Genomic DNA, 26,894 nt, shown 5'->3' on the forward strand with positions numbered 1-26,894 from the left:
GCTTAATGAAAAATTGGTACACTTTGTGTGTAACCGGGGGTTTTTAAGGTAACATGCAGGCTTTTATCTTCATTTAGTGCCGCATAGAATACATCCTGGATATTTACAATATTTTTTTTCAAAAGCTCCTTCTGTAACCATGCTTCATCTAACTCCAGATATTCCAATGCTTTTGGCTGTACTCTACCATCCATGATAACGGTGTATTCGACAGAAGGTTTTGCCAGAGCACCCTGCACATCTTTCATTTTCACAGGCTCTTTTTCAGGTTTTAATTTCACTGATAGCTCTCCATTCGCTTCAATTAAAGCAAAATGGACATCTTTCATTTGGAAAACATTCTTTTCCCTTAACATTTGTAAGATATTATCAATAGAGTAACTGATCTTACGCATATTTTTTATATGGAATTGCCCTTCATATATGACAAGAGTCGGCTCAAAAGAAAGAAGCCTTCCCACTTTATGGTTTTTTATTTTCAACCAAGCAATCAACTTTTGTAAAAGTGCAATCGCAATAATAGCTCCTACAGTAGGAAGATGATGGATATTAGGCTCAGCAATATCTGCACCGACCACCGAACCCAATGTTAAGATGACAAGAAAATCAAAAACCGGAAGTTCACCAACAGAACGTTTTCCCATGAATAAGGTTACGACGAGCATCAATGGCAAAATGGTAATAATGCGAAAAATCACCTTTAATAAATCCATTAAAAGTTCCATAAAGTGAATCGTCCCTCCATCCTTTTTCTTAGCGTTATTCAAAAAGAGAAGGTTATGCATGTTTACTCCAAAAAAAGAAGCCTTTCTTATTCGAAAGACTGTAAGTGAATTTATGAATTATTTTCTGTTAACCTTGCCTCAACTTTGTAAGTCCTTCCTGGTTCTCACTCTGTACATAAGCCCGGGGTTAGCAACAAGGCTGCGGTTTAAGTTACTCCTCTTCCTATTGACTCGTTGCTGAAGCTTTGCCCGGAAAAGAGACGTGCGATGGACTTGTGCTTCATAAGAAGTTTTTGATATAGGAAATTCCACCATGATGTTGTTAGGGAACATGACTTTTGTATTCCCAGTTGGACTATGTTTATATTCATATGCGTAATGTAGAGAAATCCAGATGCAGTTATCATTTGAAGGTGATGCGGTGGGGAAAAAGAAAATGTCATTCATTGGATCGATGACAATTGGGGGTTTGTGAGTATAACCGGAGATGCCCTTGGTACCTTGTTTTCGTCCTTCAAAGCTAGATCCATAAAAATTGCAGCTATCTTCAATAATTTTTATTGGAGGCAATGAAACATAAATTTCTCCTTCTTCTTCAAGTACCTTTGTATAAAGGTTTCCCTCCATTTCAAAGGGAATGATTGCCATGGTAAAGCCATTAATTTCATAATCACACGACATCTCGACATTATTCTTCATTATATTCATCCTTTCCATCCGCGCTCTCTGTCATCTCGTGACAAAAGAACTAGTTATTTGACTATTTATGTATATTTTCCCAGAAAAACCAATCAGTGTAAAGGTTTTTAAAATATTTTAAATATTTTAAAAATTTGTTGATTTTTATAGCGTTCCTCAATATACTATTAAAAAGACTCGAGGTGAGGAACTCATGAAGAATGAGAAGTCTTATACGGAATTGATGAAAGCGAAGAAGATGAACAAGAAAGTGTCCGTTGAAGCCTATATGATGAATGTGTATGTTCAGATGATTATTGATGAGTCTTTATTCCACTACCACAAAAACCTTCTGCAAGAGAAAATTGACAGTGCCCTGGATGCCAATGACCCTTCCCTGTTCCACCTACTTTCCACTAGATATAAAAAATTCCTAAATGATTGGGGCGTTTCCGCTTAAAAGGATAATTCCCAAAAATAAGAGAAGAGCTCATAGCGCTCTTCTCTATTTCTTTTTATTATTTTTTCCCTTGATAAAATTGCGCTTCTTCTGTTGAGCCGCTCAGTGCAGTGGTAGAGGATGTTCCGCCGGAAACGAGCTTCGCCACTTCATCAAAATATCCAGTACCAACTTCGCGTTGATGACGGGTTGCTGTATAGCCGTACTGCTCACTTTCAAACTCAGCTTGCTGCAACTCGGAGTATGCTCCCATTCCACGGTCACGATATCCTCTCGCAAGCTCGAACATACCGTGATTCAAGGCATGGAATCCAGCCAGGGTCACAAACTGGAACTTATAGCCGAACTGGGCAATCTGCTGCTGGAAGGTTTCAATCGTTGCATCATCCAATTTTGCTTTCCAGTTAAATGATGGCGAACAGTTATATGCCAACAGTTTGCCAGGAAACTTCTCGTGAATGGCTTCAGCAAAAGCTCTTGCCTGTTCTAAGTTAGGCTCCGAAGTTTCACACCAGATCAAATCCGCATACGGTGCATATGCAAGACCACGAGCTATAGCTTGATCAATTCCTGCTTTGGTGCGGTAAAATCCTTCAGCCGTTCTTTCACCAGTCAAGAAAGCATGGTCGTTCTCATCAATATCACTTGTAATAAGATCTGCCGCGTCCGCATCGGTTCTTGCAATTAAGACCGTCGGAACACCCATTACATCGGCTGCAAGACGTGCCGAGATTAGGTTTTTCACAGCTGTTTGAGTTGGCAATAATACTTTCCCACCAAGATGTCCGCACTTTTTCTCAGAAGACAATTGATCCTCAAAGTGAACGCCAGACGCACCGGACTCGATCATGCCTTTCATCAACTCAAATACATTCAACTGACCACCAAATCCAGCCTCTGCATCTGCTACGATTGGTGCAAAGTAGTCCACCTCTTCGCTTCCTTCTAGGTATTGGATTTGATCTGCACGTTGCAACGCTTGATTGATTCGTTTAACAACATGTGGCACACTGTTTGCCGGATAGAGACTTTGGTCTGGGTACATATGACCGGATAGGTTGGCATCAGCCGCAACTTGCCAGCCGCTTAAATAAATTGCTTTCAAACCCGCTTTCACTTGCTGGATAGCCTGATTTCCCGTTAAAGCTCCAAGTGCATGTACATAGTCTTGTGTATGAAGAAGATCCCAAAGTTTTTGTGACCCTCTTTTAGCCAATGTATGTTCAATATCAATGGAACCTCTAAGACGCAGCACTTCTTCTGCTGAATAAGGTCTTTCAATCCCATTCCATCGTTGTTCTAGTTCCCAGCTTTCTTCTAACTGTGCAATTCTTTCTTCTCTTTTCATTACTATTTCCTCCCTTAGTTTAGATATCTATTAATCTTCCAATAATTTGTAAGCTGGAAGTGTTAAAAACTCAGCAAATTCATCATCTTTAATTAGGCTTTCAAAAAGAGTGGCAGCCTGATCAAGTTTCCCTTCAGTAAAACGGTTAGGACCTACTTTTGCTATGATGGCTTGCTTTTCTTCCTCAATCAATTGTTTGACCAACTCTAATGTGATTAGGGTTCCATCTTCTAGTTCTGCTTTTGGATGTCTAACCCATTGCCATACTTGGGATCTGGAGATTTCTGCTGTAGCTGCATCTTCCATCAGATGAAAGATTGGGACAGCACCGTTTCCATCCAACCATGCTGCGATGTACTCCATTCCGACATGAATGTTTTTCCGCAAACCATCTGCCGTTATTGTCCCTTTTGGAATTTGAACGAGTGCATCTGGATCTGCCTGGACATCTTCCCTTTTTATGTGCAACTGATTCGGACCTTCCATGTGCTCATTAAACACTTCTAATGCCACTGGAACCAATGAAGGATGTGCCACCCACGTTCCATCATGTCCATCTTTCACTTCACGAAGTTTATCTTCCCTTACTTTTGCAAAAGCTTGAGAATTTGCTTCCTCATCATTTTTGACTGGAATTTGTGCTGCCATCCCACCGATTGCGAAGGCACCTCGTTTATGGCAAGTCTGAATCACCAATTGTGTGTAGGCTCTCATGAAGGGAACTGCCATTGTCACTTGGCTTCTGTCAGGCAACAGGAAAGTCGGATCATTTCTAAATTTCTTTATGAAACTGAAGATGTAATCCCATCTCCCACAATTCAGTCCTGCAGCATGCTCTTTCAGCTCAAATAATATTTCATCCATTTCAAAGGCTGCAGTAATGGTTTCTATTAATACAGTTGCTTTGATCGTCCCTTGTTCGATTCCCAGTTCTTTTTGAGCAAATACAAACACATCATTCCACAGCCTTGCCTCTTGATGGCTTTCAAGCTTTGGAAGATAAAAATATGGAGCGCTTCCATTTTCCTGCAAAGCCTTTACATTATGGAAAAAATACAACCCAAAGTCGAAAAGGCTTCCAGAAACTGATTCATTGTTGATTTGAACATGTTTTTCTTCTAAATGCCATCCTCTTGGTCTTACAAGAAGAGTGGCGATTTCTTTATTCAATTTGTACTCTTTTCCGTTTGAAGCAGTGAAGTCGATTTTGCGCTGATTCGCATCACGTAAATTGATTTGTCCTTCTATCATGTTGCTCCAAGTTGGGGAGGAGGCATCCTCAAAGTCCGCCATGAAGACTTTTGCACCTGAATTTAAGGCATGAATAATCATCTTACGATCAACCGGACCTGTTATTTCCACTCGTCTGTCTTGAAGGTCTTGCGGAATAGCGTTCACTTTCCAGTCACTTGTTCGAATAGCTTTCGTGCTATCAAGAAAGCTTAATGGTTCTCCCTGATCAATCCTTGCTTGCCTTTCTTTTCTTGCTGCTAACAATTCTCTTCTACGCTCATTGAAAGTGTGATGGAGCTTCTCGATGAAAGATAATGCTTCCTGTGTTAGTACAGTTTCAAACCCATTTTTCATTGGTCCTTTAACGCTGATGCCTGTTGTACCGGTATTCACGATATACTTGCTCCTTTCTTGTTATGAAACAGTTAGTATATTTGTATTGTATTATATAACAGAGTGTTCGTAATAAAAAGGCTTTTTTGAAAATTTATTGGTAAATATTTTTCGACACGAAAAAAAAAAAAAAAAACGGGCATGAACAACCCGGTCTAATAAAATTTAAGAAAGCCGTTGTTCCTTTCCGCAAATAGCTGCGCTTTCCACGGGGCGGCCTTGAGCCTCCTCGCTTCGCTGCGGGGTCTCAACATTTCCGCTACTTCCCCGTAGGAGTCTCCGGCATTAGCTCCAATACACAGCTAGAAATAAAAAGAACAAAAGAATAATGTTTTTTGAGGCTTTTTTAACCTTAGTTTAAGGGAGTCACCTTGTTGAATGAAGTGGAAGGCGCGCAGGCAAGATATGTCCCTAAAAAACTGATAACGCAAAGTTTTTAATGATTCCTAGCTGGTGATTGGAGCAAAGGCGAAGACTCCTGAGGGAGATAGCGCTAGGTGGAGACCCAGCAGGCGTAGCCGAGGAGGCTCCAGCAGTGCCCCTAGGAAAGCGAAGCCATTTGCGCAAATCACCAGCGGTGTCTAAACAATACCTTAAAATCAAGGACTTATTAAATGGCATCCAAAGGAGTGAGAAGGCTCACGGACCGCCCGCAGGCAAGCGAAGCGCCTGGAACGAAAATCACCTGTATTATACATTTGCTTCATTCAAAAAAAGCAAGCAACGCACTCTTTCACGTTGCTCACTGTTCCTTTACATACCGCTCCAGATAAGCGATTCTGTCCACCATTGGAGGGTGGGTATATCGAAAAAATTTCACTAAGGCTGGAGGATTCACTTCACTTAAACTAGATTTAGTAATTTCTTGAAAAGCCTCTATAGCCGGTTCTGTATTTCCAGTCAGTTCAATGGCATACACGTCTGCCCTGTGCTCCTGATATCTTGATACTGCATTTGTTACCGGGCTTGCAAGGAAAAGCAGCAAAGACACCAGCAATAGCATAAGCGGTAGAGAGGCTAGTTGGTTTAAGCTATTGATTTTCCATCTCTTACCGAATCTTTTTATAAGCTTACTCGCTGTCCAATAGATCACATAAAAAGCAAAAAAAGAAAATACGATATATCCAGTAATGCCGATTACAATATGATTCATATCATAGTGTCCCATTTCATGTGCCATGATAAAAAGAATTTCTTCTTCCTGAAGTCGAGTCAAGAGCGTATCCCATAGCACGATACGGGAGTTCCCGCCTACACCCGTAACATATGCATTCATGCTATTCGTTTTTTCGGCCATATTCACTTCATAGACTCTTTCGGCAGGAATATCCGCTTCGGCAGCCAGTTCCAGGATTTTATCTTCTAGTTCTTTATTTTGAAGCTCGGTAAAATCATTATATAAAGGGTCTATGACAACCGGTTGGATATACATCATAAAAAATACAAGTGGAATAAAGCCTCCCCAAGCAATCGCCCACCACCACTTCGGAAATTTACGGATAAGCACATAGAGAAGAAGAACCACTACCCACATAATGAGAATTCCCTCCCAAAATCCGACAACCTGATCACGCATCCAGCCGGAATAAGACTGAACTGTGATGCCATAATGTTTAGAAAGAAAGTAACGAAGATAGCTTAATGGATAATGAATTACTGTACTGAATAAGGTTAGCCAAAAAATATAAATTCCTGTCTGAAGCGTTTTATATTTTGTGACTTTCTCCGCCCATCCTTGAATGGCACTTGCCCCACCTAAAACAAGAAGAAGGAAATAGAAAATCCATTCCACAGGAAGCGTCAGAAAGTAGATGGTATTGCGTATTTTCGAATACTCTTGGGTGAGTAACAGTTCCTTGCTATTTAGAAATGTTGCTGGGTCCGCTTTTGTTCCCACTAATTCAGTTGGAAGGGAAGTATCCGCGCCGATCCATATGTAGAAAGTCACCCCTAAAGAAGAGAGAAAGTAGCTAAACAACGTTAGAGAAACTGTTTTTTTCATTTTTTCACACCCCCTTGTCCTGAATATCCCTGTTATATTCTATGCCACAATAAAAAAAATAAGCAGGCTATTTGAAAGAAAAGCCTACTCATTTCATTATTAACTGACAAGCCAGGAATACACACTCAAAGCTGCAATAGCGCTGATAACAACCAGAATGACGTTTGCACCTAGGTAAGCGACAAGTAATGCCACGGCTGCGCCGATGATTCCATACATGACATCTTCATTTATTAAGAAAATCCCAGGAACAATAAGTGCACCAAGTGTTGCATAGGGAACATTTTTTAATACTGCCTGTACGAATGGGGGTAGCTCTTTGCCTTGGAACATCACAAACGGTATCAGGCGTGGAAGGTAGGTGACTACGGCCATGCCGACAATCATTATGATAATCATACTATTCATCCACTTTCCCCTCCTTTGACCATTTCACAAATAAGATTTCTATCCCGACAGCACTAGTGATAGTCGCTAGGACAATGGACCATCCAGCAGCAACACCGACTACCAACGAAAACACAGAATTAAGGATAGCTGCAGTCCCAGCGAGCACAACCACTTTTCGGTGTTTCTTTAAGGAAGGCATCAACAGGCCGACAAACATGGCATAAAGGGCAACCGCCATGCTCTCTTGAAGAGATGAGGGTAAACTGCTGCCGATGACATGACCGATACCTGAGCTTACCACCCAACTGGAATAGGCGATTAAGATTACTCCGAACATATATCCCGTTTGAATGGTTCCTTCTTTGGTAGCAGTGACGGAAAACGTTTCATCCGTTATGCCAAATGAGAAGAGTGATTTCTTCCAGAGACTATTCTCTTCCACTTTTTCATTCAAGGAAGCGCTCATCAAAAAGTGACGTATGTTCAAAATAAAAGTCGTCATAACAATTTCAAATACACCAGATCCTAGCACAATCATATTCAGAGACATATATTGTGCTGCTCCGGCAAAGACGAGTAAGCTCATCAGCACCGTTTCAGAGACCGTTAAGCCTGCTGATTTTGCCAATAGTCCAAATGTAATAGCGATGGGTATGTAGCCGATTGCGATGCTGACTCCAGCTTGCAAGCCGTTTCGAAAAGAAGAAGGGTTTCTTGTTGCGATGGTAGTTGCCACTGTGCATTTCTCCTATACTAGTAAATTGAATTATTTATTAATATACTAGTAGTTTACTGGATATGTAAAGAGTATTTCGAAAAGCGAGATACTTTGCTCTAGTAAAGGCTCTGTTAAACACCGCTGTTGATTTCTGCAAATGGCTTAGCTTTCCGCGGGGCGACCTTGAGCCTCCTCGGGCTGCGCCCTGCGGGGTCTCAACATTGTCGCTACTCCCCCGCAGGAGTCTTCGCCATTTGCTCCAATCAACAGCTAGGTTGCTGCAAAAATCAACGGTATGCTTTAACAGAGTTTTAACCAAAAAACTCCCCCTTCCTAAAGAAGAGAGAGTCACATAAAAAATTTATTTCCCCTTAAACTCCGGTGCCCGCTTTTCGCCAAACGCAACAAGCGCCTCTACGCGGTCTTCCGTCGGGATAATTACTTCATATGCTTTACGTTCAATTTGCAGACCTGTCTGCATATCCACACCCATACCCTGACGAATGGCGAATTTGGCCTGTTGGACCGCTACTGGACCGTTTTTTAGCATCTCACGGGCAAGCTCCATGGCACCGTCAAGTACTTGAGATGCTTCATCTACCAATCTTGTAATCAGGCCAAACCGGCTCGCCTCTTCTCCGGTAAATCGGCGAGCTGTCAAGATCAATTCCATCGCCTTTGCTTCACCAATAATACGTGGCAGGCGCTGGGTTCCACCTGCACCCGGAATAATTGCCAGGCTAGTTTCCGTTAGGCCCATTTTCACATCTTTGCACGTCACTCGGAAATCACATGCAAGAAGGAGCTCCATCCCGCCTCCAAATGCATAGCCATTGATTGCAGCAATTGTCGGCTGGGGCAAGTCGGCGATGCGGTTGAACACATCCCCGATTTTGTAAACATTGCGTCTTACTTGCTGCTCGGTAAGGCCTCTTCTTTCCTTGAGGTCCGCACCAACACTAAATGCCTTCTCCCCTGCCGCCGTAATCACTACCACACGGACGTCAGCATTCGTGCGAAGCTCCTCTGCTACATTTCCCAATTCTACTAACATATCATAATTAAACGCGTTCATCGCATCAGGGCGATTGAGCGTTACAGTTGCTACATAATCTTTTATCTCTACTGCAATATAACTCAAATCTCTCCGTCTCCCTCCAAGATTGTTAGCGGTTACAAATTTCGCTATTTTATACATTCTCTACAGAGAGCGTAAATCCTTTAAACACCTAGTTTTTCTTTTAATGCTCTTCTTAAGATTTTTCCAGTTGTGTTCTTCGGAAGCTCTTCTAAGAACTCAATGGAAGATGGTACCTTATATTTCGCCAAGCGCTCCGCACAATAGCCAAGCAAATCTGATTCATTTACGGATGCATTGGTTACGACAAAACACTTTATCGCTTCACCGAACTGAGGGTCAGGCACCCCGACAACTGCTACTTCTACCACATTTTCATGACTGTAAAGAACTTCTTCTACTTCACGAGGGTATACATTGTAGCCTCCTACGATGATCATGTCCTTTTTGCGGTCGACGATATAGAAGTATCCTTCTTCGTCCATTTTAGCTAGATCGCCTGTATATAGCCAGCCGTCACGGATTGCAACGGACGTTTCTTCTGGCATCTTATAATAGCCTGCCATGACATTCGGCCCTCTGACAACAAGTTCTCCAACTTCTCCAGGTGCCACTTCTTCTCCTAGTTCATTCACGACTTTGTTTTCCACATTTACAATGGTCGTCCCAATAGAACCAGCTTTTCGAGGCTTATCTAGTGGATTAAAACAGGTAACAGGGGATGCCTCTGATAATCCATAACCTTCCGAAATGATAACATTGTATTTCTTTTCAAAATTCTTCAATAGAGCTACAGGCATGGAAGCTCCACCAGAAATGCATAGTCTCAACGATTTTAAATCTTCTACATCGCCTTGTGATTGCAAAAGGAAATTGTACATGGTTGGAACACCTGCAAAAACAGTTGCCTCGTATTCTTTTACCACATCAAAAATCACCTGTGGGCTGAACCTTGGAACGATAATCACTGTCGCGCCGTTCATCAATGGTGCATTTAAAGCTACTGTCAAACAGAATACATGGAACATAGGCAGAGTCGCGACAACCTTGTCCGTTTCGTTCATCTTCAAAAAGTCCGCGGAATCCTTGGCATTGCGATACAAGTTCTTATGTGTCAGCATTGCCCCTTTCGGTTTACCTGTAGTCCCAGATGTATAAAGGATTACAGCCACATCGTCATCCTTCAGTTCCGGACCTTCATATGTAAAGCTTCCAGACGCCATAATGGATGTAAACGATTTCAATTTCGGATAAACCGTCAGTTGCTCTAGTGGAAAATCTTTGGCTTTTTCTTTTCCGTCAGGTGTTTCGCAAATAATGTAATGCTCAGTTAAAGGCAGATGACCATGAAGCTTTTCAAAAAGTGGAACAAGAAGGTCTAAGGTGATGATGGCTTTGACATCGCCATCTCTAAGGATGTAAGAAAGTTCTTCTGGAGTATAGATTGGATTAATAGGAATAACGGTTGCCCCAATTCGTGCAGCACCATACAGCCCAATGACGAAATATGGTGAGTTTCCGACAACAAGGCCGATATGATCCCCTTGTGTGATTCCCATCTTTTCAAGGCCTGTTGCAAAAGCGTTAATTGCAGCATTCAACTCTGCGTAAGTTTTGGAATCCCCTTCAAAAATATACGCTTCTTTCATAGGATTTGTTTTTGCTGTTAATGCTAACTGCGATGAAATATTCAAGTGTTTCATCTCCCCTTCGAGTAAATTGAATGAATGACCATTCATAAATCTCCCATTATCCATTATAGTAGATTGCTAGATATCTGTCATTAAATTATGTCGATAAAATTAAAATTTTCAGATAAAATATTTTAGTATAAAAAAAGAGCAAGGAATCCCTATTCCTTGCTCAGAATATTAATATATCAGATCAATCAATTCATCTCTGGTAATATTTCCAAAATAATGTTTTACGTCTACTCCTTCTAAAGCCTGTGCAATTTCACTCTTCTCATACTTAACACCTGCTAGTAGGTTTTCCACTTCTGATACATCTCCTACACCAAAGAAATCGCCATAAATTTTGCAGTTTTCTATTTTTCCTTTTGTTACATCTAGACGTACATCAATTTGCCCCACTGGAAAACGGTGCGAATGCTGGAGGTTAAACTTCGGTGACTTTCCGTAATTCCAATCCCAGTTTTGGTAACGTTCTTTGGAGAGCTCATGAATGTTCTGCCAGTCTTCCTCTGTTAGTTCGTACTTAGGGATGTCTTTTGATTTAAAGATTGCCTCCAATAGAAGCTGACGGAATTGTTCAATTGTTATATCCTCAGACAAAAATTCTTTAATATTTGCCACACGGCTTCTGATTGATTTTATTCCTTTGGATTCAATTTTATCCTTCTTCACGTTCAGTGCGGAAACTACATGCTCAATTTCGGAATCGAACAGAAGCGTACCATGACTGAACATACGGCCCTTGGTAGAGAACTGCGCGTTTCCGGAGATTTTTCGTCCTTCGGCAAGAATATCATTGCGCCCGCTCATTTCTGCTTCCACTCCAAGGCTTTTCAACGCTTCCACAACTGGTGCCGTGAACTTTTTGAAGTTGTGGAAGCTCTCTCCATCATCTTTTGTGATAAAACTAAAATTCAAGTTTCCATGATCATGATAGACCGCTCCACCGCCGGATAACCTACGTACGACATGAATGCCATTATCCTCCACATACTTTGTATTAATTTCTTCTACACTGTTCTGGTTTTTCCCGATGATAATGGAAGGCTCATTGATGTAAAAGAGCAAGTAGGTATCTTCAATATCCAAATTTTTAAGCGCATATTCTTCTATTGCCAAGTTGATCCTTGGATCCGTAATTCCCTTATTATCTATAAAAAGCATCATCTCTTGCCACTCTCCCAACTATATCCTTTATGTGCTAAATCAATTTTTCCATGGTAGATCGTTGCAGCCTCTTCCACCAACTGCTCCACCTTACCGAAATGAGGTAGATGCGTGAGCAGCAATTGTGGCACTTCTGCACCTTGCGCAACCTTTGCAGCATCATGGCTGTTCATATGTCCTGCCCCTTTACCATCTTGGTGAGCGTACAGATTACATTCACAAATCAATAAGTCAGTCCCTTGTGTAAAAGGAATGAATGATTCCTGATAGCTTGTATCTGCTGTGTACACAAACGAACCTTTGTCTGTGGATACCTTCATGGCATAACATGGAACAGGATGAGTCGTTTTCAAAAACTCAATGGAGAATGGCCCTACCTGTAATGGTTTAGATGGATCATATGCAATACCTTTTGTATATTCTTTATGATGTAGTGAGGAAAATCCTTGCAAGTCCTCCTGGTGTCCGTAAATAGGAAGTTGCGTTACAGATTTGCCCATATAAAATGAGATAAGTCTCGCATATTGCAAAGGACCAATATCCGCGACATGATCATGATGGTAATGTGACAAAACTACTGCATCAAGCTCTGTTACATCTATGTAATTCTGAAGCTGTGCTAATACACCGCTTCCACAATCAATTAATAATTTAAAATTTTTATGTTCGACTAAATACCCAGATGTTGCACTGTTAACAGCTGGATAGCCTCCCCAAAACCCTACCACGGTAAGCTTCATGCCTATACATCACCCTTCTATTGGTTTCCAAAATCAAGTCTACCATATCCCTGCCCATTTTCCTATTTAGAGGAGTTGTTTTAAAACAGTTGTTGACAAGACAAGCTCTGTTATAATACAATAACAACAAATAACAAAACAGAGGGTGATAACATGTTGATTAAAAGTACAGAATTTTTCAAAACCTTACCACCTAAAAAATGCGTTGAATGCAAAAAAACAATGGATGAGCAGCACGAGTGCTACGGCAACCATTGTGATGAGTGTATGTCCAGTCAGTTAAAATAATATAAAATATAAGCCAGGGAATTTGCTAGATTAGTAGCGGGTTCCCTGGTTTTTGTTTTAGACAGCTGTTCCTTTCCGCAAATGACTGCGCTTTCCGCGGGACGATGCTTGAGCCTCCTCACTTCGTTGCGGGGTCTCAATCTACCGTTACTCCCCCGCTGGAGTCTTCGCCATTTGCTCCAATCCACAGCTGAAAAATTGCGTAAAATTTATGTTTATGCCTATTAAGCTAACTCTATTAGATGCTTTTACATAAACCTTTAAATGAATGAAGCCATCTTGTTGATTGGAGTGGAAGGCGCGTAGACGCCCGCGGGAGAAAGGGACAGGGGAGACCCCGCAGGCGCAAGCCGAGGAGGCTCCCGGACCGCCCGCAGGCAAGCGAAGCGCCTGGAACGGAAATCAACCAATCTTATACTTTCTCATAACAAAAAGAGCACTCATCCCCATAAGTGCTCTTCTTTATATTCTATACGTAAACCCCTTGTTTGACCGTTGATTCCCGAACGATAAGCTCGAGATCATATTCATAGATTTCCTTGTGACGATAGCGTTTGGAACGCACCTTTTCCATCATGACCTGGAAGGCTTTGCGGGCCATTTCATCAATAGGCTGATAGACGGTTGTGATGGTCGGTTCCACTAGCTCCGTAATAGCCTGATTGTCAAAACCCACAACTGCAAGATCTTCTGGGATCTTCCAACCCGAGCGCTTTGCCTCTGAAATAATGCCGGCTGCCACTTCATCCCCGCCAGTAAAAATGGCACTTGGTTTTTCCTTCAAAGCCAGAATTTCCTGAAACACCCTTCTTCCGTCTTCAATAGTAAAGGCATCACGGAAAGAAAAATCTTCGCGAAATTCTACATTGAACTCTGAGAGTGCTTTTTTAAAGCCTGCCTCCCTGCTTTTGGCGACATTGCTTTTATAACCACCAGTACAATAGGCAACCTTGCGATGACCAAGTTCCAGCAAGTGCTTCGTCGATATATAACCGCCATAAGTCTGGTCGAGCCTTACAGAAGGTATATCCGCTTCTTCTTCAAACTCATTGCACAAAACGATTGGTCCATATTCTAAAAACGGTTCTATTACATTCCAGTCATTTTGTATGGAGGAAAGGATAATCCCGTCCACTTGTTTCGTTTTTAACAAGTTCAAATAATCAAGTTCCTTTTTCTTTGAATATTTTGTCTGACAGATGATGAGCTGGTAACCGTTTTCGGCTGCAGCCATTTCCATCCGTTCGATCAGTTCACTGAAAAATGGATTCATCACACGAGGTATCAGTAATGCCACCATCTCCGTCTTCTGGCTTCTCAGACTTCTTGCAGATGAATTTGGAACATAACCAAGTTCACTCATTGCTTTAGATACAAGTACACGCTTCTTTTCCGATACATACGGGTGGTTATTTATGACACGGGAAACAGTGGTCCTTGATAACCCTGCCAATCTTGCTACATCTTCTATTGTTGCCACGAGTCTCGCCACCTTAGCTGAAATAATAGGTTAGTAGAATGGTTGAAATCGTTTTCATAACTACTAGTATAAAAGGAAATGTAAGTGTTTTCAATAAAAATTTTACAATTAGTCAAATTAAAGTACAAAATCGCTCGGGGAGCTAAAACTACATACCTAGGTATTATCTATTGGGACGTTATCTCTGTTTTCGCATAGTTTTGAAATATTGACCTTGGCCGGATCCTTCCCTATGCGCTCATATTTGACTATTTCAATAAAACTCCCAGTCACCAAGGGCTTCATATTGGCGATGAAGGCTTCTCTTCTCCTGATTTCTCGTCACTGAGGTCTTCATATCGCCGATGAGGACTTCTCTTCTCCTGATTTCTTGTCACTGAGGTCTTCATACGGGCGATGAGGACCTCTCTCCTCCTGATTTCTCGTCACTGAGGTCTTCATACGGGCGATGTGGACCTCTCTTCTCCTGATTTCTCGTCACTGATGTCTTCATACGAGCGATGAGGACCTCTCTCCTCTTGATTTCTCGTCACTGAGGTCTTCATATCGCCGATGAGGGCTTCTCTCCTCCTGATTTCTCGTCACTGAGGTCATAACGGCGATGAGGACCTCTCTTTTCCTAATTTTCGGCACCACCGAGGTGTAAATTCCGGCGTCAAGAATTACTCTGAAGACTATCATCAATTCAATTATTTTAATCTCCTAAAGAACAAGAAAGACCGCAGATCACTGCGGCCCCATAAGCTTATTAAACTATTAACTTTACGCTGATTCTTCCACTGGGGAATAGTATTGCTTTTTAAATTTATAAACAAAATATCCCCATGTACCTGCAAGCATGCTGAACATGAATCCAGCTAATATCCAAACATTTTCCCACATGTACCCAAGATCACCACTTGATATGACCGCCTTGAATCCCGACACTGAGTAAGTCATCGGCAACAGTAAATTGAACGGTTGAAGGGCATTAGGAATTAGTTCTAATGGGAATGTTCCCGCACTTGTTGTTAATTGCAAAATCAGGATTAGAATGGCAACAAATCGACCTGGGTCCCCTAGTGTGGTTACCAAAAACTGCACTAGTGCAATAAAAGTAAAGGAAGTAAGAATACTGAACAACATAAATAATCCGGTGCTCTTTACTTCCACACCTAATCCTAAAATCAATACGGCATCTGCAAGCAATGCCTGAAGAATTCCTACTGCAGCAAGAATCGCCGCTTTACCAGTAAACCATGCTGTCCCGGAACGAGGAGTGCCTGCAGGCTCGCGCATTGGAAATACGATGGAAAGCAAGAGTGCACCTACAAAAAGACCAAGAGATAAGAAGTAAGGTGCAAAACCTGTTCCATAGTTAGGGACACCGTTCTCCACTTCTGATTTTACCTTTACCGGCTCAGAAATCATATCAAAGGTTTTGTCCGTCCCCTTAACAATCCCAGATTTCTCAGAAGCATCTTTCAATTTCTCCTCAAGTTCATCTGTTCCTTCACCGACTTCAGATAGACCGGAGGAGATTTTATTTGAACCTTCTGCAAGCTCTTGTGTACCTTTTTGAAATTGTTTGGAACCTCCGTCTAACTGTTCCATACCGACTAAAAGCTGACCTGACCCTTCTGCAAGCTTTTTACTGCCCTCATTTGCGTCTCCCAATTTTTCACCAAACAGTGTTAGTCCTTGGTTGAATTCTGTTTGACCTTTAAGAAGTTCTGATGAACCTTCTGAGAGTTGGGTAGATCCATTTGCCAGTTCTGTTAAACCCGTCTGAAAGTTTAAATGGCCATCTGCAAGCTTTCTGCTATTTTCCGCTAAGGAAGAAGTACCTGTATTTAATTCTAAAGCTCCCTGTTGAAGAGCCATCAGCCCTTTAGAAAACTCACCACTGCCATTAATCAACTGTTCAAAAGAAGCATTGATTTCTGCCTGTTGTTCTTCACTTATCTGCTCCATCATTGGCTCAAGTGCTTTTTTCAATTGAATCATTCCTTGATTCAATTTTTCTGCCTTTTCTTGTGCTTGTGTAGCCCCTTCTTCAAGCTTTACGGTCCCAGCATTTAATTCCGCGGCACCTTCTGCCAAGCTTACCGCTCCATTTGTAAGTTCTCCTTGAGCATCTTGCAACTGTGACATACCTTCATTGCTTTTAGCTAAACCGGCATTAAGCGTTGCTGCTCCTGCTTGGAGTTGCTCGGATGCTGAGGCCATTTGGCCTTGACCTTCAAGCAATTGGCCCAAACCTTTTGACAGATCCTCATTTCCCTTATGGATATCTTTAACGGCACCAAAGGCCTTTCCCACTCCATCTTGGAATACGATCGATTTTTCTGCAGCCTGTTCTAATCCTTTTTTCAAAGCAACAGAACCATCTTGTAACTCATGAACGCCATTGTTTAGTTTACTAGTACCATCAGCTGCATCTTTGTACCCGTCGGCCATCTTTTCCAGATTAGCAAACATTGCTTCTGCGTACGTACTTGTTAACTCTTTCGATACCTCTTCTTTAATTTTCTCTACTGCTGTGGATCCAATTTGAGCAGATAAAAAATTATAGCTCTCATTTGGAACGAATTTCATTTCCAATGAAGAGGGGTTTTCATCCAAGAGCGTCGTTGCTCTATTTGAAAAATCATCAGGAATTTCAATAACCATATAGTACTGCTGTTTGTCCATCCCTTCGTATGCTACTTCCTTAGAAACAAATTCCCATTTGAAACCATCATTTTTCTTCAAGTTTTCTTGTAGATCTTTCCCTATCGTTAAGGGCTCTCCCTCGTACTCAGCACCTTCATCCATATTGACCACAGCAACCGGAAGTTCATCAAGTTTTTCGTATGGATCCCAAAAGGCCCACAGAAACATTCCACTATACAGTAACGGAATTAATAATACTGCTATAACCGGAATCAGAATTTTTTTGTTTGTAAGCAATTCCTTCCACTCAAATAGTACGCTTTTCATTCTATATTACCTCCATATTACATAATGACCATTTTTGTCATTTAGTCATTTTTTCTCAAAATTTTAAGGATCATCAAGTTGATAATCCTTTAATAAAATATAATTCAAATAGATTGGCAATTTCCTCTTTGGATAATGGAGTATGATGCTCTTCCCAGTCCACTACAAGTGCCACATAAAGCTTAAGCATTAGAAATGCTGTAACTTCCGGGTCACACTTTCTTAGTTCCCCTTTTTCTATCGCCTTTTCAATTCTTTCTTTGATAAATGTAATAATCATTTGCTCTAGGCGGTTAAGTTCTTGGTTAACTATTTTTGTTCCTAGTTCCTTTTCTTCTTGAATCAATTTGACGGTCAGTTGATGTTCATTTCGAAAATCAAGCAAGCTGATAAGGGCCCTGTGGGCATTTTCGAAAAAGGATTGTTCTGAATTAATGGAACGGTCAGCCACTTCCTGCATTTCTCTTAATATTCCTGCGACAATTTCACTGAAGAGCTCTTCTTTATTAGAATAAAAGGTGTAAATCGTCCCTTTTCCAACGTTTGCGAGCTTTGCGACTTGATCCATTGTGGTAGCTTTATACCCAAATAAAGAGAACGATTTTAATGCGGCCTCAAGGATACTTTGTTTACGATCCATTTGATAGCTCCTTCCTTACAAAAATGACTAAATGTCTATATCGGTCAATTGGTTTTATTATAGATGCTCTTTTATAAAAAAGCAACATCTAGGTTTAATATTTGCATTGTCGCCGCTGTTCCTTTCCGCAAATGGCTTCGCTTTCCGCCGGACGGTGCTTGAGCCTCCTCACAACGCTTCAGGGGTCTCAAGCTACCGTTACTCCCCCGCGGGAGGAAGGGACAGGGGACACCCCGCAGGCAAGCGAAGCGCCTGGAACGGAAATCAACCGTATTATTTACTTTCAAAAAAAACGGTTCAGTCTCTTTATGCTGAGACTGAACCGTCTATTGATATTTATACCTGAGCAACAGGTTTGTTTTTTATGCTACTTATCACTGCTTTGACTGCCGCTTCACCTGAATCGATACAGTCAGGCAGCCCGACGCCTTCAAAAGAACTTCCTGCAAGATACACTCCAGGCATGGCTTCTGATAGCCGATCGTTCATCTTCTGCAGCATCTTTTTATGACCGACAGCGTATTGAGGCATTGCTTCTCTCCAACGAGTGACAATCGTAAATTCTGGCTCGGATCCGACCTCCATAATTTTGTTAAGGTCATCGAGTACCACTTTTTTTATTTCTTCATCACTCTGATCAACAATTGCTTCCTCTCCCACTCTGCCAACATAACAGCGAAGGATTACTTTCCCTTTTGGTGTTGTATGCGGCCACTTTTTGTGGGTCCATGTGCAAGCAGTTATCGTATAATCATTGTTTCTGGACACCACAAAGCCTGTACCGTCAATGTCTTGTTTAAGAGCTGACTCATCAAATGCCATTGCGATGGTCGCAACTGATGTAGAGGACATCTGTTGCAGTGGAGCAAGAAAATCTGCCCCAGGAATTAGGCCTGCTGTAGCATGATGAGGAGTCGAGATAATGACATTATCACAAAGAACCTCTTTGCCATTACTTAAAGCTAGGGAATATTGATCCTCTATTTTCTTAATGGTGTCTACTTTAACTGCTTTTAAGATGGTCACCTGATCTAGCTTTTCTTCAAGGGCATCCACAAGCGTTTGAAGGCCCCCGCGCAAAGTCTGGAACATACCTTTTTTCTTTTGGGTAGGTGCAGGCTTTTGTTTGGGGGTGGTCTGTTTCATCCCGAGTATTAAGCTGCGGTACTTTTCTTCCACCTGTTGAAATTGCGGGAAAGTGGCTTGAAGGCTTAATTTATCGATGTCACCTGCATAAATCCCAGATAGTAACGGTTCAATCAGATTCTCCACCACTTCATCCCCGAGTCTTCTGCGGAAGAAAGAACCAAGTGATTGGTCTTCACCACCATTGTTTGAAGCTGGAAGGATAAGGTCCGCTGCTGCACGCATTTTTCCAATTGGGGAAAATAATCCCGTAGTAACAAAAGGTGACAGTTTTGTAGGAATCCCCATTACAGACCCTTCTGGCATTGGATGGAGCTGTCCCTTTAGCAGGATGTAGGCTTGACCTGTTGAATTGTGCACTAATTGATCTTCAAGACCGACTTCTTTTACCAATCTTCCAGCACTTAACTTTCTAGCAAGGAAGCTGTCTGGTCCACGTTCAATAGTAAAACCATCACGCTTTACAGTTTGGATTTTCCCTCCAAGTCGGTTGCTTGCTTCTATCAGGGTAATCTCTATATCAAGGTTTTTCTCTTTTTTTTCCTTTTGAAGATAGTAGGCAGCGGCTAGGCCAGTAATGCCTCCACCGATGATGACAACCCTTTTTTTCTCCTCGTTCATGGTTTCATCGCCTTCTTTTCTAGATTTACTGAGATACTTTCTTTAATTCTTCCAATACGACGGTAGCCATCGCATCAATAAATTCTGGTTGTGTATTGGGCATTTCCGGTCGGTAGTACTTTGCACCGATTTCATCTGTTACAATTTTACACTCATAGTCATTGTCATAAAGCACTTCCAAGTGATCCGATACAAATCCTACCGGAGTGTAAACAAATGACGTATATCCTTTGTCTTTATGAAGGTCACGTGTGATGTCTTGAACATCTGGCCCTAACCATGGATCTGGTGTGTTTCCTTCACTTTGCCATGCAATCTCATAGTTCTTAATTCCTGCACCCTTTGCGATAAGGTCTGCGGTTTCTTGAAGTTGGTTTGGATAAGGGTCTCCCATTTGAATGATTTTTTCGGGAAGGCTATGTGCTGAAACAATTAATACTGCCTTTTCGCGTTCTGCTTCATCCATGGAACCAAACGTTTCTTTCACTCTATCTACCCAGTACTGGATAAACTTCGGCTCATCATACCAGCTTTCAACAGAAACGATGGTTGGGCCGCCGATTTTTTCTGCTTCTTCTTGTGCACGTCCGTTGTAGGATTTCACGCTGAAAGTAGAGAAGTGAGGGGCAAGTACGATGCTTACCGCTTCTTCGATTCCATCTTCTTTCATTTGTTGTACCGCATCTTCTACGAATGGTTCGATATGCTTTAAGCCTAAGTAGACTTTAAATTCGATGTCGTCTTGGATGTCGTTTAAGTGTGCACCTAATGCATTTGCTTGTTCTTCTGTGATACGTGCAAGTGGAGAAATTCCTCCGATCGCGTCATATCTTTCACGCAGGTCCTGCAGCATTTCGTCGGATGGTTTTCTGCCGCGACGGATGTGTGTGTAGTATCGTTCTAGGTCTTCTTCTTTATATGGTGTACCGTATGCCATTACCAACAAGCCCATTGTTTTTTTGGACATATAGTTTACCTCTTTTCTTTTCTGGTCTATTAGAGAGTATCTTGTAACTCCGCTGATGATTTCCGCACCGGGCTTCGCTTTCCTAGGGGCGGTGCTTGAGCCTCCTCTCTCCGCTGCGGGGTCTCAAGCTACCGCTATCTCCCTCAGGAGTCTTCGCCCATTGCTCCAATCATCAGCTTAAATATCCTAATACATAATTATTTATTAGAAGAATAGTCATGTACGAATGTTGCTAGACGTTTTAGTGTGTCTGGGTTTACTTGCGGGAATACTCCGTGGCCAAGATTGAAGATGTAGCCAGGTTGTTGCATTCCTTGATCAAGTATAGCTTTTGCTTTTTCTTCGATGACTTCCCATGGTGCTAATAGGATAGCTGGGTCTAAGTTCCCTTGAACAGGTTTTGTAATACCGCGCTCTCTAGCTTCTGTAATCGGTAAACGCCAGTCAAGGCCGACCACGTCCAGTGGAAGGTCGTGCCATTCATTAGCTAAATGGCTTGCGCCTACTCCAAACATAATTAAAGGTACATTTTCCTCCTTTAAAGTGGAGAAGATGCGATTCATTACCGGTTTGATGAAATAACGGTAGTCTTCTACATTCAATGCTCCAACCCAACTATCAAAAATTTGGATTGCTTTTGCACCAGCATGGATTTGGGAGCGAACATAGGTAATAGTCATATCTGCAAGTTTATCCATTAATGCAAACCAAGCTTTCGGTTCTGCATACATGAATGCTTTGGTTTTATTATAGTTTTTAGATGGACCGCCTTCGATCATGTAGGAAGCAAGCGTAAATGGTGCCCCCGCGAAACCGATTAACGGCACATTCAATTGCTCTTTTGTTAATAGTTTGATGGTATCCAGTACATATGGAACATCCTCTTCAGGATGTATTTCTCCAAGCTTTTCAACATCTTGAATGGATCGGATCGGGTTATCAATAACTGGGCCAATTCCGGATTTAATCTCCACATCCACACCAATTGCAGGAAGGGGACTCATGATGTCTTTATATAGGATGGCTGCATCCACGTTATATTGATCAACAGGAAGCTTTGTCACATAGGCACAAAGCTCTGGTTGATGAGTAATTTCAAATAAGGAATACTTTTCTTTAATTTTTCTGTATTCCGGTTGAGAACGTCCAGCCTGTCTCATATACCATAATGGGACATGCTCTGTTTTCTCTCCTCTACATGCTCGTAAAAATGTATCGTTAAATGTTGTTTGACTCAAAATGATGACCCCTTCCAAATGACTTATTTCTGCTTTTATTACGTTTCACTTCTGTCATGTTACACTATACCTATAAATGTAAGGAATGTATAGAATGAGTGCTTATTGTTCATAAAATAGACGATTATTCCCCCACCTTCATATGCGGCAATGAGATTTCTACTGTTGATCCGACCTTCTCCTCACTGCAAATCGTTAACTGGCCGCCGTGGTTTTCAATAATTTTCATGGAAACCATCAGGCCGAGCCCAGTCCCCTGTTCTTTAGTGGTAAAAAAAGGTTGTCCTACCTTGTTGATCACCTCTGCAGGGATTCCATCTCCTTCGTCCTTAATCAAGAGTTTAACTAAACCGTCCACTTCTTGAGTATGAATGATTATCTTCCCACCGTCTGGCATTGCTTCCATGCCATTTTTAATAATATTTATTAATACTTGTTTGATTTGATTCGGTTCACATTCAAGCCATATGCTTTCTTGAAAATGAAACACTTCAATGACAACCTGATTAATAAATGCCTCACTTTCAAGGAAAACATATACCTCCTGTATGAGCTCCTTTAAATTCTGTCTTTTAATTTTGATAGCCTGTGGTTTTGCTAGCGCCATAAATTCATTTGTAATCTGGTTGATTCGTTCTAATTCCTTATCCATGATGGTAAAGAATTCTTTTTCTCTGCTTTCCTGGGAAAGGAGATGAACGAACCCTTTTAAGACAGTGACAGGATTTCTAATTTCATGTGCCACTCCAGCTGCTAGTTCTCCGATGACAGAAAGCTTTTCCGACTGCATGAGTGCTTCTTCCGTTCTCTTTTTATCGGTAATATCCTTCATGAGAAAAACAAGTGCTATGATTCCTCCTTGTCCGTCCTTTACTGGAGTGACCGTGATGTTGAGGTCAATATGCATTCCTTCCGATGTTGCAGTCAATAGTTCAAATGAGAGTTGCTTCTGTTTTTTCAGTTTACTTAAAAAAACACGCAGAGAATTTGGAGATGTAAAAGAAAGAAAGCTTGTTTCCGAACCAATGATATCTTTTTCTTCCACTTTAAACATCTTTTCAAAGGATGCATTTACTTTTAAAATTTCTCCGTTCAGGTCATAAACGCCAATAGAGTCTGTCGTATTATTAAAATATGCTTCTAAATATTCTTTCGTAGAAAGCAACTCTAGTGATGTTTGCTTCTCTTTCTTTTCTGCCCTCTCTAAGAGGCTCCCTGTCAGCCTGCTAGAAAATAGGAGAAAGATGGTGACGAATACGGAAAACAAAATAAAATAAAATACATCCACTTTTAAATGATTGGAAAACACGATGTTACTATAGTCGATGTAGAAAAATGACAGGGTGATACAAGTCAAAAGACTAGCTATTAAAATGGGCAAGATACGATTATATAAGGAAGACATAATTAAAGGCATGGATAGAAAATAAAAATTGATTACATCTTTATCTAGATAGGCTACCACCCAAAATGGAATAAAGGATGCACATACGATGACATACATCCCCACCTTAGCAAGCTTAGGGCGTAATACAAAGAAAGCAACTAAAGCACATACCGATCCTGCTGTGAGCAAGATCGCAGGAAGTATTTCAGGGAAAATAAATATGTTTGTTAAAAGGTCTAGAATTAGCAGTGTAACAAATACGACCAACATCAGCTTATTTTTCTGATGAATGATGTGCATTTGCTCTTGGTTCAGCCTCTTTTCATTTAACCATGCTTCTTTAATGTTCAATCCAACTCGTGCAAATAATGCTCCTACTTGTACATTCATCTCCCGCTTCTCCTCAAACAGTCCATTTCATTGATATTTTCTATCTTCTTTGTAAACATTGCTGTTGGTTTCTGACTTATCTAAATGACGGCTCTAGTGTTTTGGATGGATTACCTTCTTTTTGGGTTTGGGTATTGTATGGAATAACGTAATATTCAGGAACATTAAAGATGTTGATATTTTTCACTGAATATTGATGCTCCCCAGATACTTCTCCAATCAAATTTTCCTTATCCCCTGAAACAGAATAGACTCTATAGACAATCCGATCATCTTCCCCTTCACTCCACTCCAGGTTGACTGTGAACAAGCTTAAAGGATGAAAGGTCATCGATCCATTTAGCTGAATACTTTCAGGCATGGTTATTGGTTTTTCAAGGTCCGTTACACCGACAGGAACAGAAAAAGCTCCATTATCGAGTCCAGCATCTCGCAATATATCTTTCAACAGTCTTGTAGGATAAGCTCCTCCCGCAGTCAGATGTTGTTCGGGAGTCGTAGTATCATAGCCCATCCAAACTGTCCCTATCACGTCTTGTGTATACCCTACAAACCAAGTATCCTTAATGGCATTATCTATACCTGGATAGTTTGTAGTGCCTGTCTTACCGGCAAGTTCCCCTTGAAGATCTCCTGCTTGTGCCGATCCGTCCTGTACCACTCCTTCAAGCATCCTTGTCATATTCCAGGCTGTTTGAGGGCTAAATACTTTCTTCTCGGATTTTTTTACTTTGGCGACAACTTCGCCTTTTCTCGTTCTGATTTCCTGAATAAAATAAGGTTCTACAATCTTGCCATTATTGCCAAAGGATCGATAAGCTTTTGTCAATTCTAAAGGGGTCACCCCTTCCTTCAATCCTCCGAGTGCAATAGCCAGCCCGTTATCGGGAATAGCCAGGTCCAATTTTTCAAGATAGCTTTTGCTTTTTTTGATTCCCAATTCATTTAACGCCCAAACAGCAGGGGCATTTAAAGAATCCTTAACAGCTTCATACATGGTCACTTCGTTTTTATATTGATGATGATAGTTTCTTGGTTTATAAACTTCTTGGCCATCTTGATATGAAAGTAATTCATCTTTTAAAAGGCTGTATGGTTCATATTTACCTTCTTCAAGTGCAGGGGCATAGACAGCCAAAGGTTTGAAGGTGGAACCAGGTTGCCTTTTGATATTTACCCGGTTGATTCCCTTTGTTACATAGTTTCTTCCACCAATAACGGCCATTACGCCTCCATTATGCTGATTCATCATGACAAACGCACCTTCCACGTCATCATTGGTGCCGGGAAAATATTGATTGTCCCCAAAGCGTTGAAATGCAGCATCTTGGGCCGCAACATTCATCGGCACCAAAATTTTATACCCGCCTCTATGCAATTCTTCTGGAGTAAAGCCATATTTCTCTTCTGCTTCTTCCATCACCATATCAATATACGTTAAGTAGGCCTGTTTTTCTGGAGATTCAATCACATCCAAGCCTAGCGTTTTCCCCATTAATCCGACAGCTTCTTCCGCCTCAATGTAGCCTTGATCCTCCATAAGATGCAAGACAAGATCTCGTCTTTTTTTCGCTTCCTCTGGATGATTAATAGGAGAGTAACCATTAGGCGCTTTAGGCAGAGCAGCCAACAAGGCACCTTGTTCTACCGTCAAGTCTTCTACATTTTTATTAAAATAAAGCTCTGATGCTGCTTGGACGCCATATGCACCATGCCCAAAATATATCTGATTCAAATACATTTCCAAAATTTCATTTTTTGTGTATCTTCTTTCAAGGTTTATTGCTATTACCGCTTCCTTCGTCTTTCGGAGCCATGATTTTTCGTTAGACAAGAAGATATTTTTTGCAAGTTGCTGAGTGAGGGTGCTTCCTCCCTCTACCTTGCTTCTGGCCAGAATGTCACGGTAGACTGCTCTACCAATTGCTCGAACATCAATTCCTCTATGTTCATAAAAACGGTTGTCCTCCACCGCTACAAATGCCTCTCTTACATGTACCGGTATATTGGATATTTCTACAATTTCCCTATTTTCAAAAAAAAGGGAGGCTATTTCATTTCCGTTTTCATCTACCATGGTTGTAGTGGAATCCATGATCAATTTTTTTTCATCAATGACATAGTCTCCTAAAAAAATGATAAAGATATAACCTATTAGTCCTACAATAGCAATACATGCTAAAATAAATGGAAAAAGGAAGTACTTTTTAGACAAGATTGCTTTGATGTTTGGTAATTTCATTTGGGATAATTTATTTCTCTTAAATCTTTCCAAAGTGGTTTACCTCCTCCTATGTACCGGGAATAATCATCTAGTAAGGAAAATTGAAAGGTTGTCCACCCTTTATTCTACCTTATTCTACATATTTTTTCTCGGGTTTCCCTTATTTTGTAATTATAATGTCGATATTAAACATAAAGGAGAGAATAGAAGATGAATTTTTACATGACTTTCGGTACCACCGATTACTTAAGCGATTTAAAAAACACTCTAGAAAGTGGAGAAAACTTGTTAATGTTCGGGGAGGATAACGCGGTTCTTATGCATGAAACGGTTGAGCAGTCCAGCTTCAAATCAGGCAAGAAATTTGAAGTGCTCGATTCTAATGGAGATCTGTCGAAGGGAAAGTTTGCTGTTTTGAACAACATACCAGTTACAGATGAAGGTAGACCTGTCTTTGAATATCGTTTTAGCCAAAGAGCTGGATTAATTGAAAAGGAACCTGGATTTGCAGCAATTCGCGTACTTCGCCCAGTAGATTCTGATACTTATGTTATTTTAACACTATGGGAAGATGTAAAATACTTTAAGCAATGGCAGGAATCTAAAGCTTATGATAAAGCACACGAAAAACGTGGCACTTCAGAAGGCGTCGACCAAAAGCAACAGATTTTCCCTCGTCCTTCTTACGTAACCACCTACTACGCAGAAATGCCCGAACAGGATTAGTTGCAGTTAAAGAGGCTGGGACAAAAGTGTTTTAGTCTAAATAAATAAAACCCGAACTAATTTAAGATCTTAAATTAGTTCGGGTCTTTTTTCGTTTAAAAGATACATTTATTTTTTGGGTTGCACCAGCTGTTGATTGGAGCAAAAGGCGAAGACTCCTGAGGGAGATAGCGGTAGCTTGAGACCCCGCAGCGGAGCGA

Annotated in this window: 22 protein-coding genes; 3 read left to right on the top strand and 19 right to left on the bottom strand. The window is 41.1% G+C overall.

Annotated features, from left to right (window positions below):
• Nucleotides 1-2: 2 nt before the first annotated feature.
• Together HC179_RS04835 and HC179_RS04840 are read right to left on the bottom strand one after the other, a co-directional pair.
• On the bottom strand, nucleotides 3-725 hold the full coding sequence (locus tag HC179_RS04835) for a DUF421 domain-containing protein (RefSeq protein ID WP_168863312.1): 723 nt from the start codon (nucleotides 723-725) through the stop codon (nucleotides 3-5).
• 138 nt (nucleotides 726-863) lie between these two features.
• Nucleotides 864-1,424 (bottom strand): competence protein ComK, encoded by a 561-nt coding sequence (locus tag HC179_RS04840; RefSeq protein WP_168863313.1) that lies wholly within the window; start codon nucleotides 1,422-1,424, stop codon nucleotides 864-866.
• 193 nt (nucleotides 1,425-1,617) lie between these two features.
• On the opposite strand from HC179_RS04840, the gene HC179_RS04845 reads away from it, so the two are divergent.
• On the top strand, nucleotides 1,618-1,863 hold the full coding sequence (locus HC179_RS04845; protein WP_148989399.1) for an IDEAL domain-containing protein: 246 nt from the start codon (nucleotides 1,618-1,620) through the stop codon (nucleotides 1,861-1,863).
• Nucleotides 1,864-1,921: 58 nt separating this feature from the next.
• Here the strand turns inward: HC179_RS04845 and aceA are convergent, their stop codons facing one another.
• The 9 genes from aceA to HC179_RS04890 form a co-directional block, all read right to left on the bottom strand.
• Nucleotides 1,922-3,211, bottom strand: coding sequence for an isocitrate lyase (gene aceA / locus HC179_RS04850; RefSeq protein WP_168863314.1), 1,290 nt, complete (start codon nucleotides 3,209-3,211; stop codon nucleotides 1,922-1,924).
• A gap of 30 nt (nucleotides 3,212-3,241) precedes the next feature.
• Nucleotides 3,242-4,837: a malate synthase A gene (gene aceB / locus HC179_RS04855; protein WP_168863315.1), complete on the bottom strand. Its 1,596-nt coding sequence runs from the start codon at nucleotides 4,835-4,837 to the stop codon at nucleotides 3,242-3,244.
• Between the two features lie 742 nt (nucleotides 4,838-5,579).
• Entirely contained in the window at nucleotides 5,580-6,839 is a 1,260-nt protein-coding gene (locus HC179_RS04860; protein WP_168863316.1) for a M48 family metallopeptidase, read from the bottom strand.
• A gap of 99 nt (nucleotides 6,840-6,938) precedes the next feature.
• On the bottom strand, nucleotides 6,939-7,247 hold the full coding sequence (locus tag HC179_RS04865; RefSeq protein ID WP_168863317.1) for an AzlD domain-containing protein: 309 nt from the start codon (nucleotides 7,245-7,247) through the stop codon (nucleotides 6,939-6,941).
• Complete coding sequence (locus HC179_RS04870) at nucleotides 7,240-7,965, bottom strand: AzlC family ABC transporter permease (RefSeq protein WP_168863318.1); 726 nt, start codon at nucleotides 7,963-7,965, stop codon at nucleotides 7,240-7,242. Before HC179_RS04870 ends, HC179_RS04865 begins: the two co-directional genes overlap by 8 nt.
• Nucleotides 7,966-8,308: 343 nt before the next feature.
• A complete protein-coding gene (locus tag HC179_RS04875) occupies nucleotides 8,309-9,088 on the bottom strand; it encodes an enoyl-CoA hydratase-related protein (RefSeq protein ID WP_168863319.1) in 780 nt (259 codons plus the stop codon).
• 80 nt (nucleotides 9,089-9,168) lie between these two features.
• Nucleotides 9,169-10,719, bottom strand: coding sequence for a fatty acid--CoA ligase family protein (locus HC179_RS04880; protein ID WP_205825226.1), 1,551 nt, complete (start codon nucleotides 10,717-10,719; stop codon nucleotides 9,169-9,171).
• Between the two features lie 177 nt (nucleotides 10,720-10,896).
• On the bottom strand, nucleotides 10,897-11,883 hold the full coding sequence (lplA, locus tag HC179_RS04885) for a lipoate--protein ligase (protein ID WP_168863332.1): 987 nt from the start codon (nucleotides 11,881-11,883) through the stop codon (nucleotides 10,897-10,899).
• Entirely contained in the window at nucleotides 11,883-12,626 is a 744-nt protein-coding gene (locus HC179_RS04890; RefSeq protein WP_168863320.1) for an MBL fold metallo-hydrolase, read from the bottom strand. Before HC179_RS04890 ends, lplA begins: the two co-directional genes overlap by 1 nt.
• Before the next feature lie 153 nt (nucleotides 12,627-12,779).
• Between HC179_RS04890 and yhfH the strand changes: the two genes are divergently transcribed.
• On the top strand, nucleotides 12,780-12,914 hold the full coding sequence (gene yhfH / locus HC179_RS04895) for a protein YhfH (protein WP_082380846.1): 135 nt from the start codon (nucleotides 12,780-12,782) through the stop codon (nucleotides 12,912-12,914).
• 469 nt (nucleotides 12,915-13,383) lie between these two features.
• Here the strand turns inward: yhfH and HC179_RS04900 are convergent, their stop codons facing one another.
• From HC179_RS04900 to HC179_RS04935, 8 genes are all read right to left on the bottom strand, one after another.
• The gene (locus HC179_RS04900) at nucleotides 13,384-14,394 is read right to left on the bottom strand and encodes a substrate-binding domain-containing protein (protein ID WP_168863321.1); all 1,011 of its coding nucleotides are present in this window, start codon (nucleotides 14,392-14,394) and stop codon (nucleotides 13,384-13,386) included.
• Nucleotides 14,395-15,156: 762 nt separating this feature from the next.
• Nucleotides 15,157-17,355: a YhgE/Pip domain-containing protein gene (locus tag HC179_RS04905; protein WP_168863322.1), complete on the bottom strand. Its 2,199-nt coding sequence runs from the start codon at nucleotides 17,353-17,355 to the stop codon at nucleotides 15,157-15,159.
• A 73-nt stretch (nucleotides 17,356-17,428) separates the two neighbouring features.
• A complete protein-coding gene (locus HC179_RS04910; RefSeq protein ID WP_148989389.1) occupies nucleotides 17,429-17,995 on the bottom strand; it encodes a TetR/AcrR family transcriptional regulator in 567 nt (188 codons plus the stop codon).
• A 336-nt stretch (nucleotides 17,996-18,331) separates the two neighbouring features.
• A complete protein-coding gene (gene hemY, locus HC179_RS04915; protein WP_168863323.1) occupies nucleotides 18,332-19,762 on the bottom strand; it encodes a protoporphyrinogen oxidase in 1,431 nt (476 codons plus the stop codon).
• A gap of 25 nt (nucleotides 19,763-19,787) precedes the next feature.
• Nucleotides 19,788-20,729: a ferrochelatase gene (gene hemH, locus HC179_RS04920; protein ID WP_168863324.1), complete on the bottom strand. Its 942-nt coding sequence runs from the start codon at nucleotides 20,727-20,729 to the stop codon at nucleotides 19,788-19,790.
• Between the two features lie 197 nt (nucleotides 20,730-20,926).
• Entirely contained in the window at nucleotides 20,927-21,967 is a 1,041-nt protein-coding gene (gene hemE, locus HC179_RS04925) for a uroporphyrinogen decarboxylase (protein WP_481747954.1), read from the bottom strand.
• A gap of 124 nt (nucleotides 21,968-22,091) precedes the next feature.
• Complete coding sequence (locus HC179_RS04930) at nucleotides 22,092-23,744, bottom strand: ATP-binding protein (RefSeq protein ID WP_168863325.1); 1,653 nt, start codon at nucleotides 23,742-23,744, stop codon at nucleotides 22,092-22,094.
• A 76-nt stretch (nucleotides 23,745-23,820) separates the two neighbouring features.
• Nucleotides 23,821-25,971, bottom strand: a complete 2,151-nt coding sequence (locus HC179_RS04935; protein ID WP_481747955.1) for a transglycosylase domain-containing protein — start codon at nucleotides 25,969-25,971, stop codon at nucleotides 23,821-23,823.
• Nucleotides 25,972-26,178: 207 nt separating this feature from the next.
• Here HC179_RS04935 and HC179_RS04940 point away from each other — a divergent pair, with 207 nt between their 5' ends.
• A complete protein-coding gene (locus tag HC179_RS04940) occupies nucleotides 26,179-26,694 on the top strand; it encodes an antibiotic biosynthesis monooxygenase family protein (protein WP_168863327.1) in 516 nt (171 codons plus the stop codon).
• Nucleotides 26,695-26,894: the final 200 nt, after the last annotated feature.

Source organism: Bacillus sp. RO1 (assembly GCF_012524115.1).
Taxonomy (GTDB): domain Bacteria; phylum Bacillota; class Bacilli; order Bacillales; family Bacillaceae_I; genus Sutcliffiella_A.

What these genes read in the sequence shown, in the direction of transcription:
- HC179_RS04835 (WP_168863312.1), bottom strand. Translation starts at nt 725, where the DNA reads ATGGAACTTTTAATGGATTTATTAAAGGTGATTTTTCGCATTATTACC.
- HC179_RS04840 (WP_168863313.1), bottom strand. Translation starts at nt 1,424, where the DNA reads ATGAAGAATAATGTCGAGATGTCGTGTGATTATGAAATTAATGGCTTT.
- HC179_RS04845 (WP_148989399.1), top strand. Translation starts at nt 1,618, where the DNA reads ATGAAGAATGAGAAGTCTTATACGGAATTGATGAAAGCGAAGAAGATG.
- aceA (WP_168863314.1), bottom strand. Translation starts at nt 3,211, where the DNA reads ATGAAAAGAGAAGAAAGAATTGCACAGTTAGAAGAAAGCTGGGAACTA.
- HC179_RS04860 (WP_168863316.1), bottom strand. Translation starts at nt 6,839, where the DNA reads ATGAAAAAAACAGTTTCTCTAACGTTGTTTAGCTACTTTCTCTCTTCT.
- HC179_RS04865 (WP_168863317.1), bottom strand. Translation starts at nt 7,247, where the DNA reads ATGAATAGTATGATTATCATAATGATTGTCGGCATGGCCGTAGTCACC.
- lplA (WP_168863332.1), bottom strand. Translation starts at nt 11,883, where the DNA reads ATGCTTTTTATAGATAATAAGGGAATTACGGATCCAAGGATCAACTTG.
- HC179_RS04890 (WP_168863320.1), bottom strand. Translation starts at nt 12,626, where the DNA reads ATGAAGCTTACCGTGGTAGGGTTTTGGGGAGGCTATCCAGCTGTTAAC.
- yhfH (WP_082380846.1), top strand. Translation starts at nt 12,780, where the DNA reads ATGTTGATTAAAAGTACAGAATTTTTCAAAACCTTACCACCTAAAAAA.
- HC179_RS04905 (WP_168863322.1), bottom strand. Translation starts at nt 17,355, where the DNA reads ATGAAAAGCGTACTATTTGAGTGGAAGGAATTGCTTACAAACAAAAAA.
- HC179_RS04910 (WP_148989389.1), bottom strand. Translation starts at nt 17,995, where the DNA reads ATGGATCGTAAACAAAGTATCCTTGAGGCCGCATTAAAATCGTTCTCT.
- hemY (WP_168863323.1), bottom strand. Translation starts at nt 19,762, where the DNA reads ATGAACGAGGAGAAAAAAAGGGTTGTCATCATCGGTGGAGGCATTACT.
- hemH (WP_168863324.1), bottom strand. Translation starts at nt 20,729, where the DNA reads ATGTCCAAAAAAACAATGGGCTTGTTGGTAATGGCATACGGTACACCA.
- HC179_RS04930 (WP_168863325.1), bottom strand. Translation starts at nt 23,744, where the DNA reads ATGAATGTACAAGTAGGAGCATTATTTGCACGAGTTGGATTGAACATT.
- HC179_RS04940 (WP_168863327.1), top strand. Translation starts at nt 26,179, where the DNA reads ATGAATTTTTACATGACTTTCGGTACCACCGATTACTTAAGCGATTTA.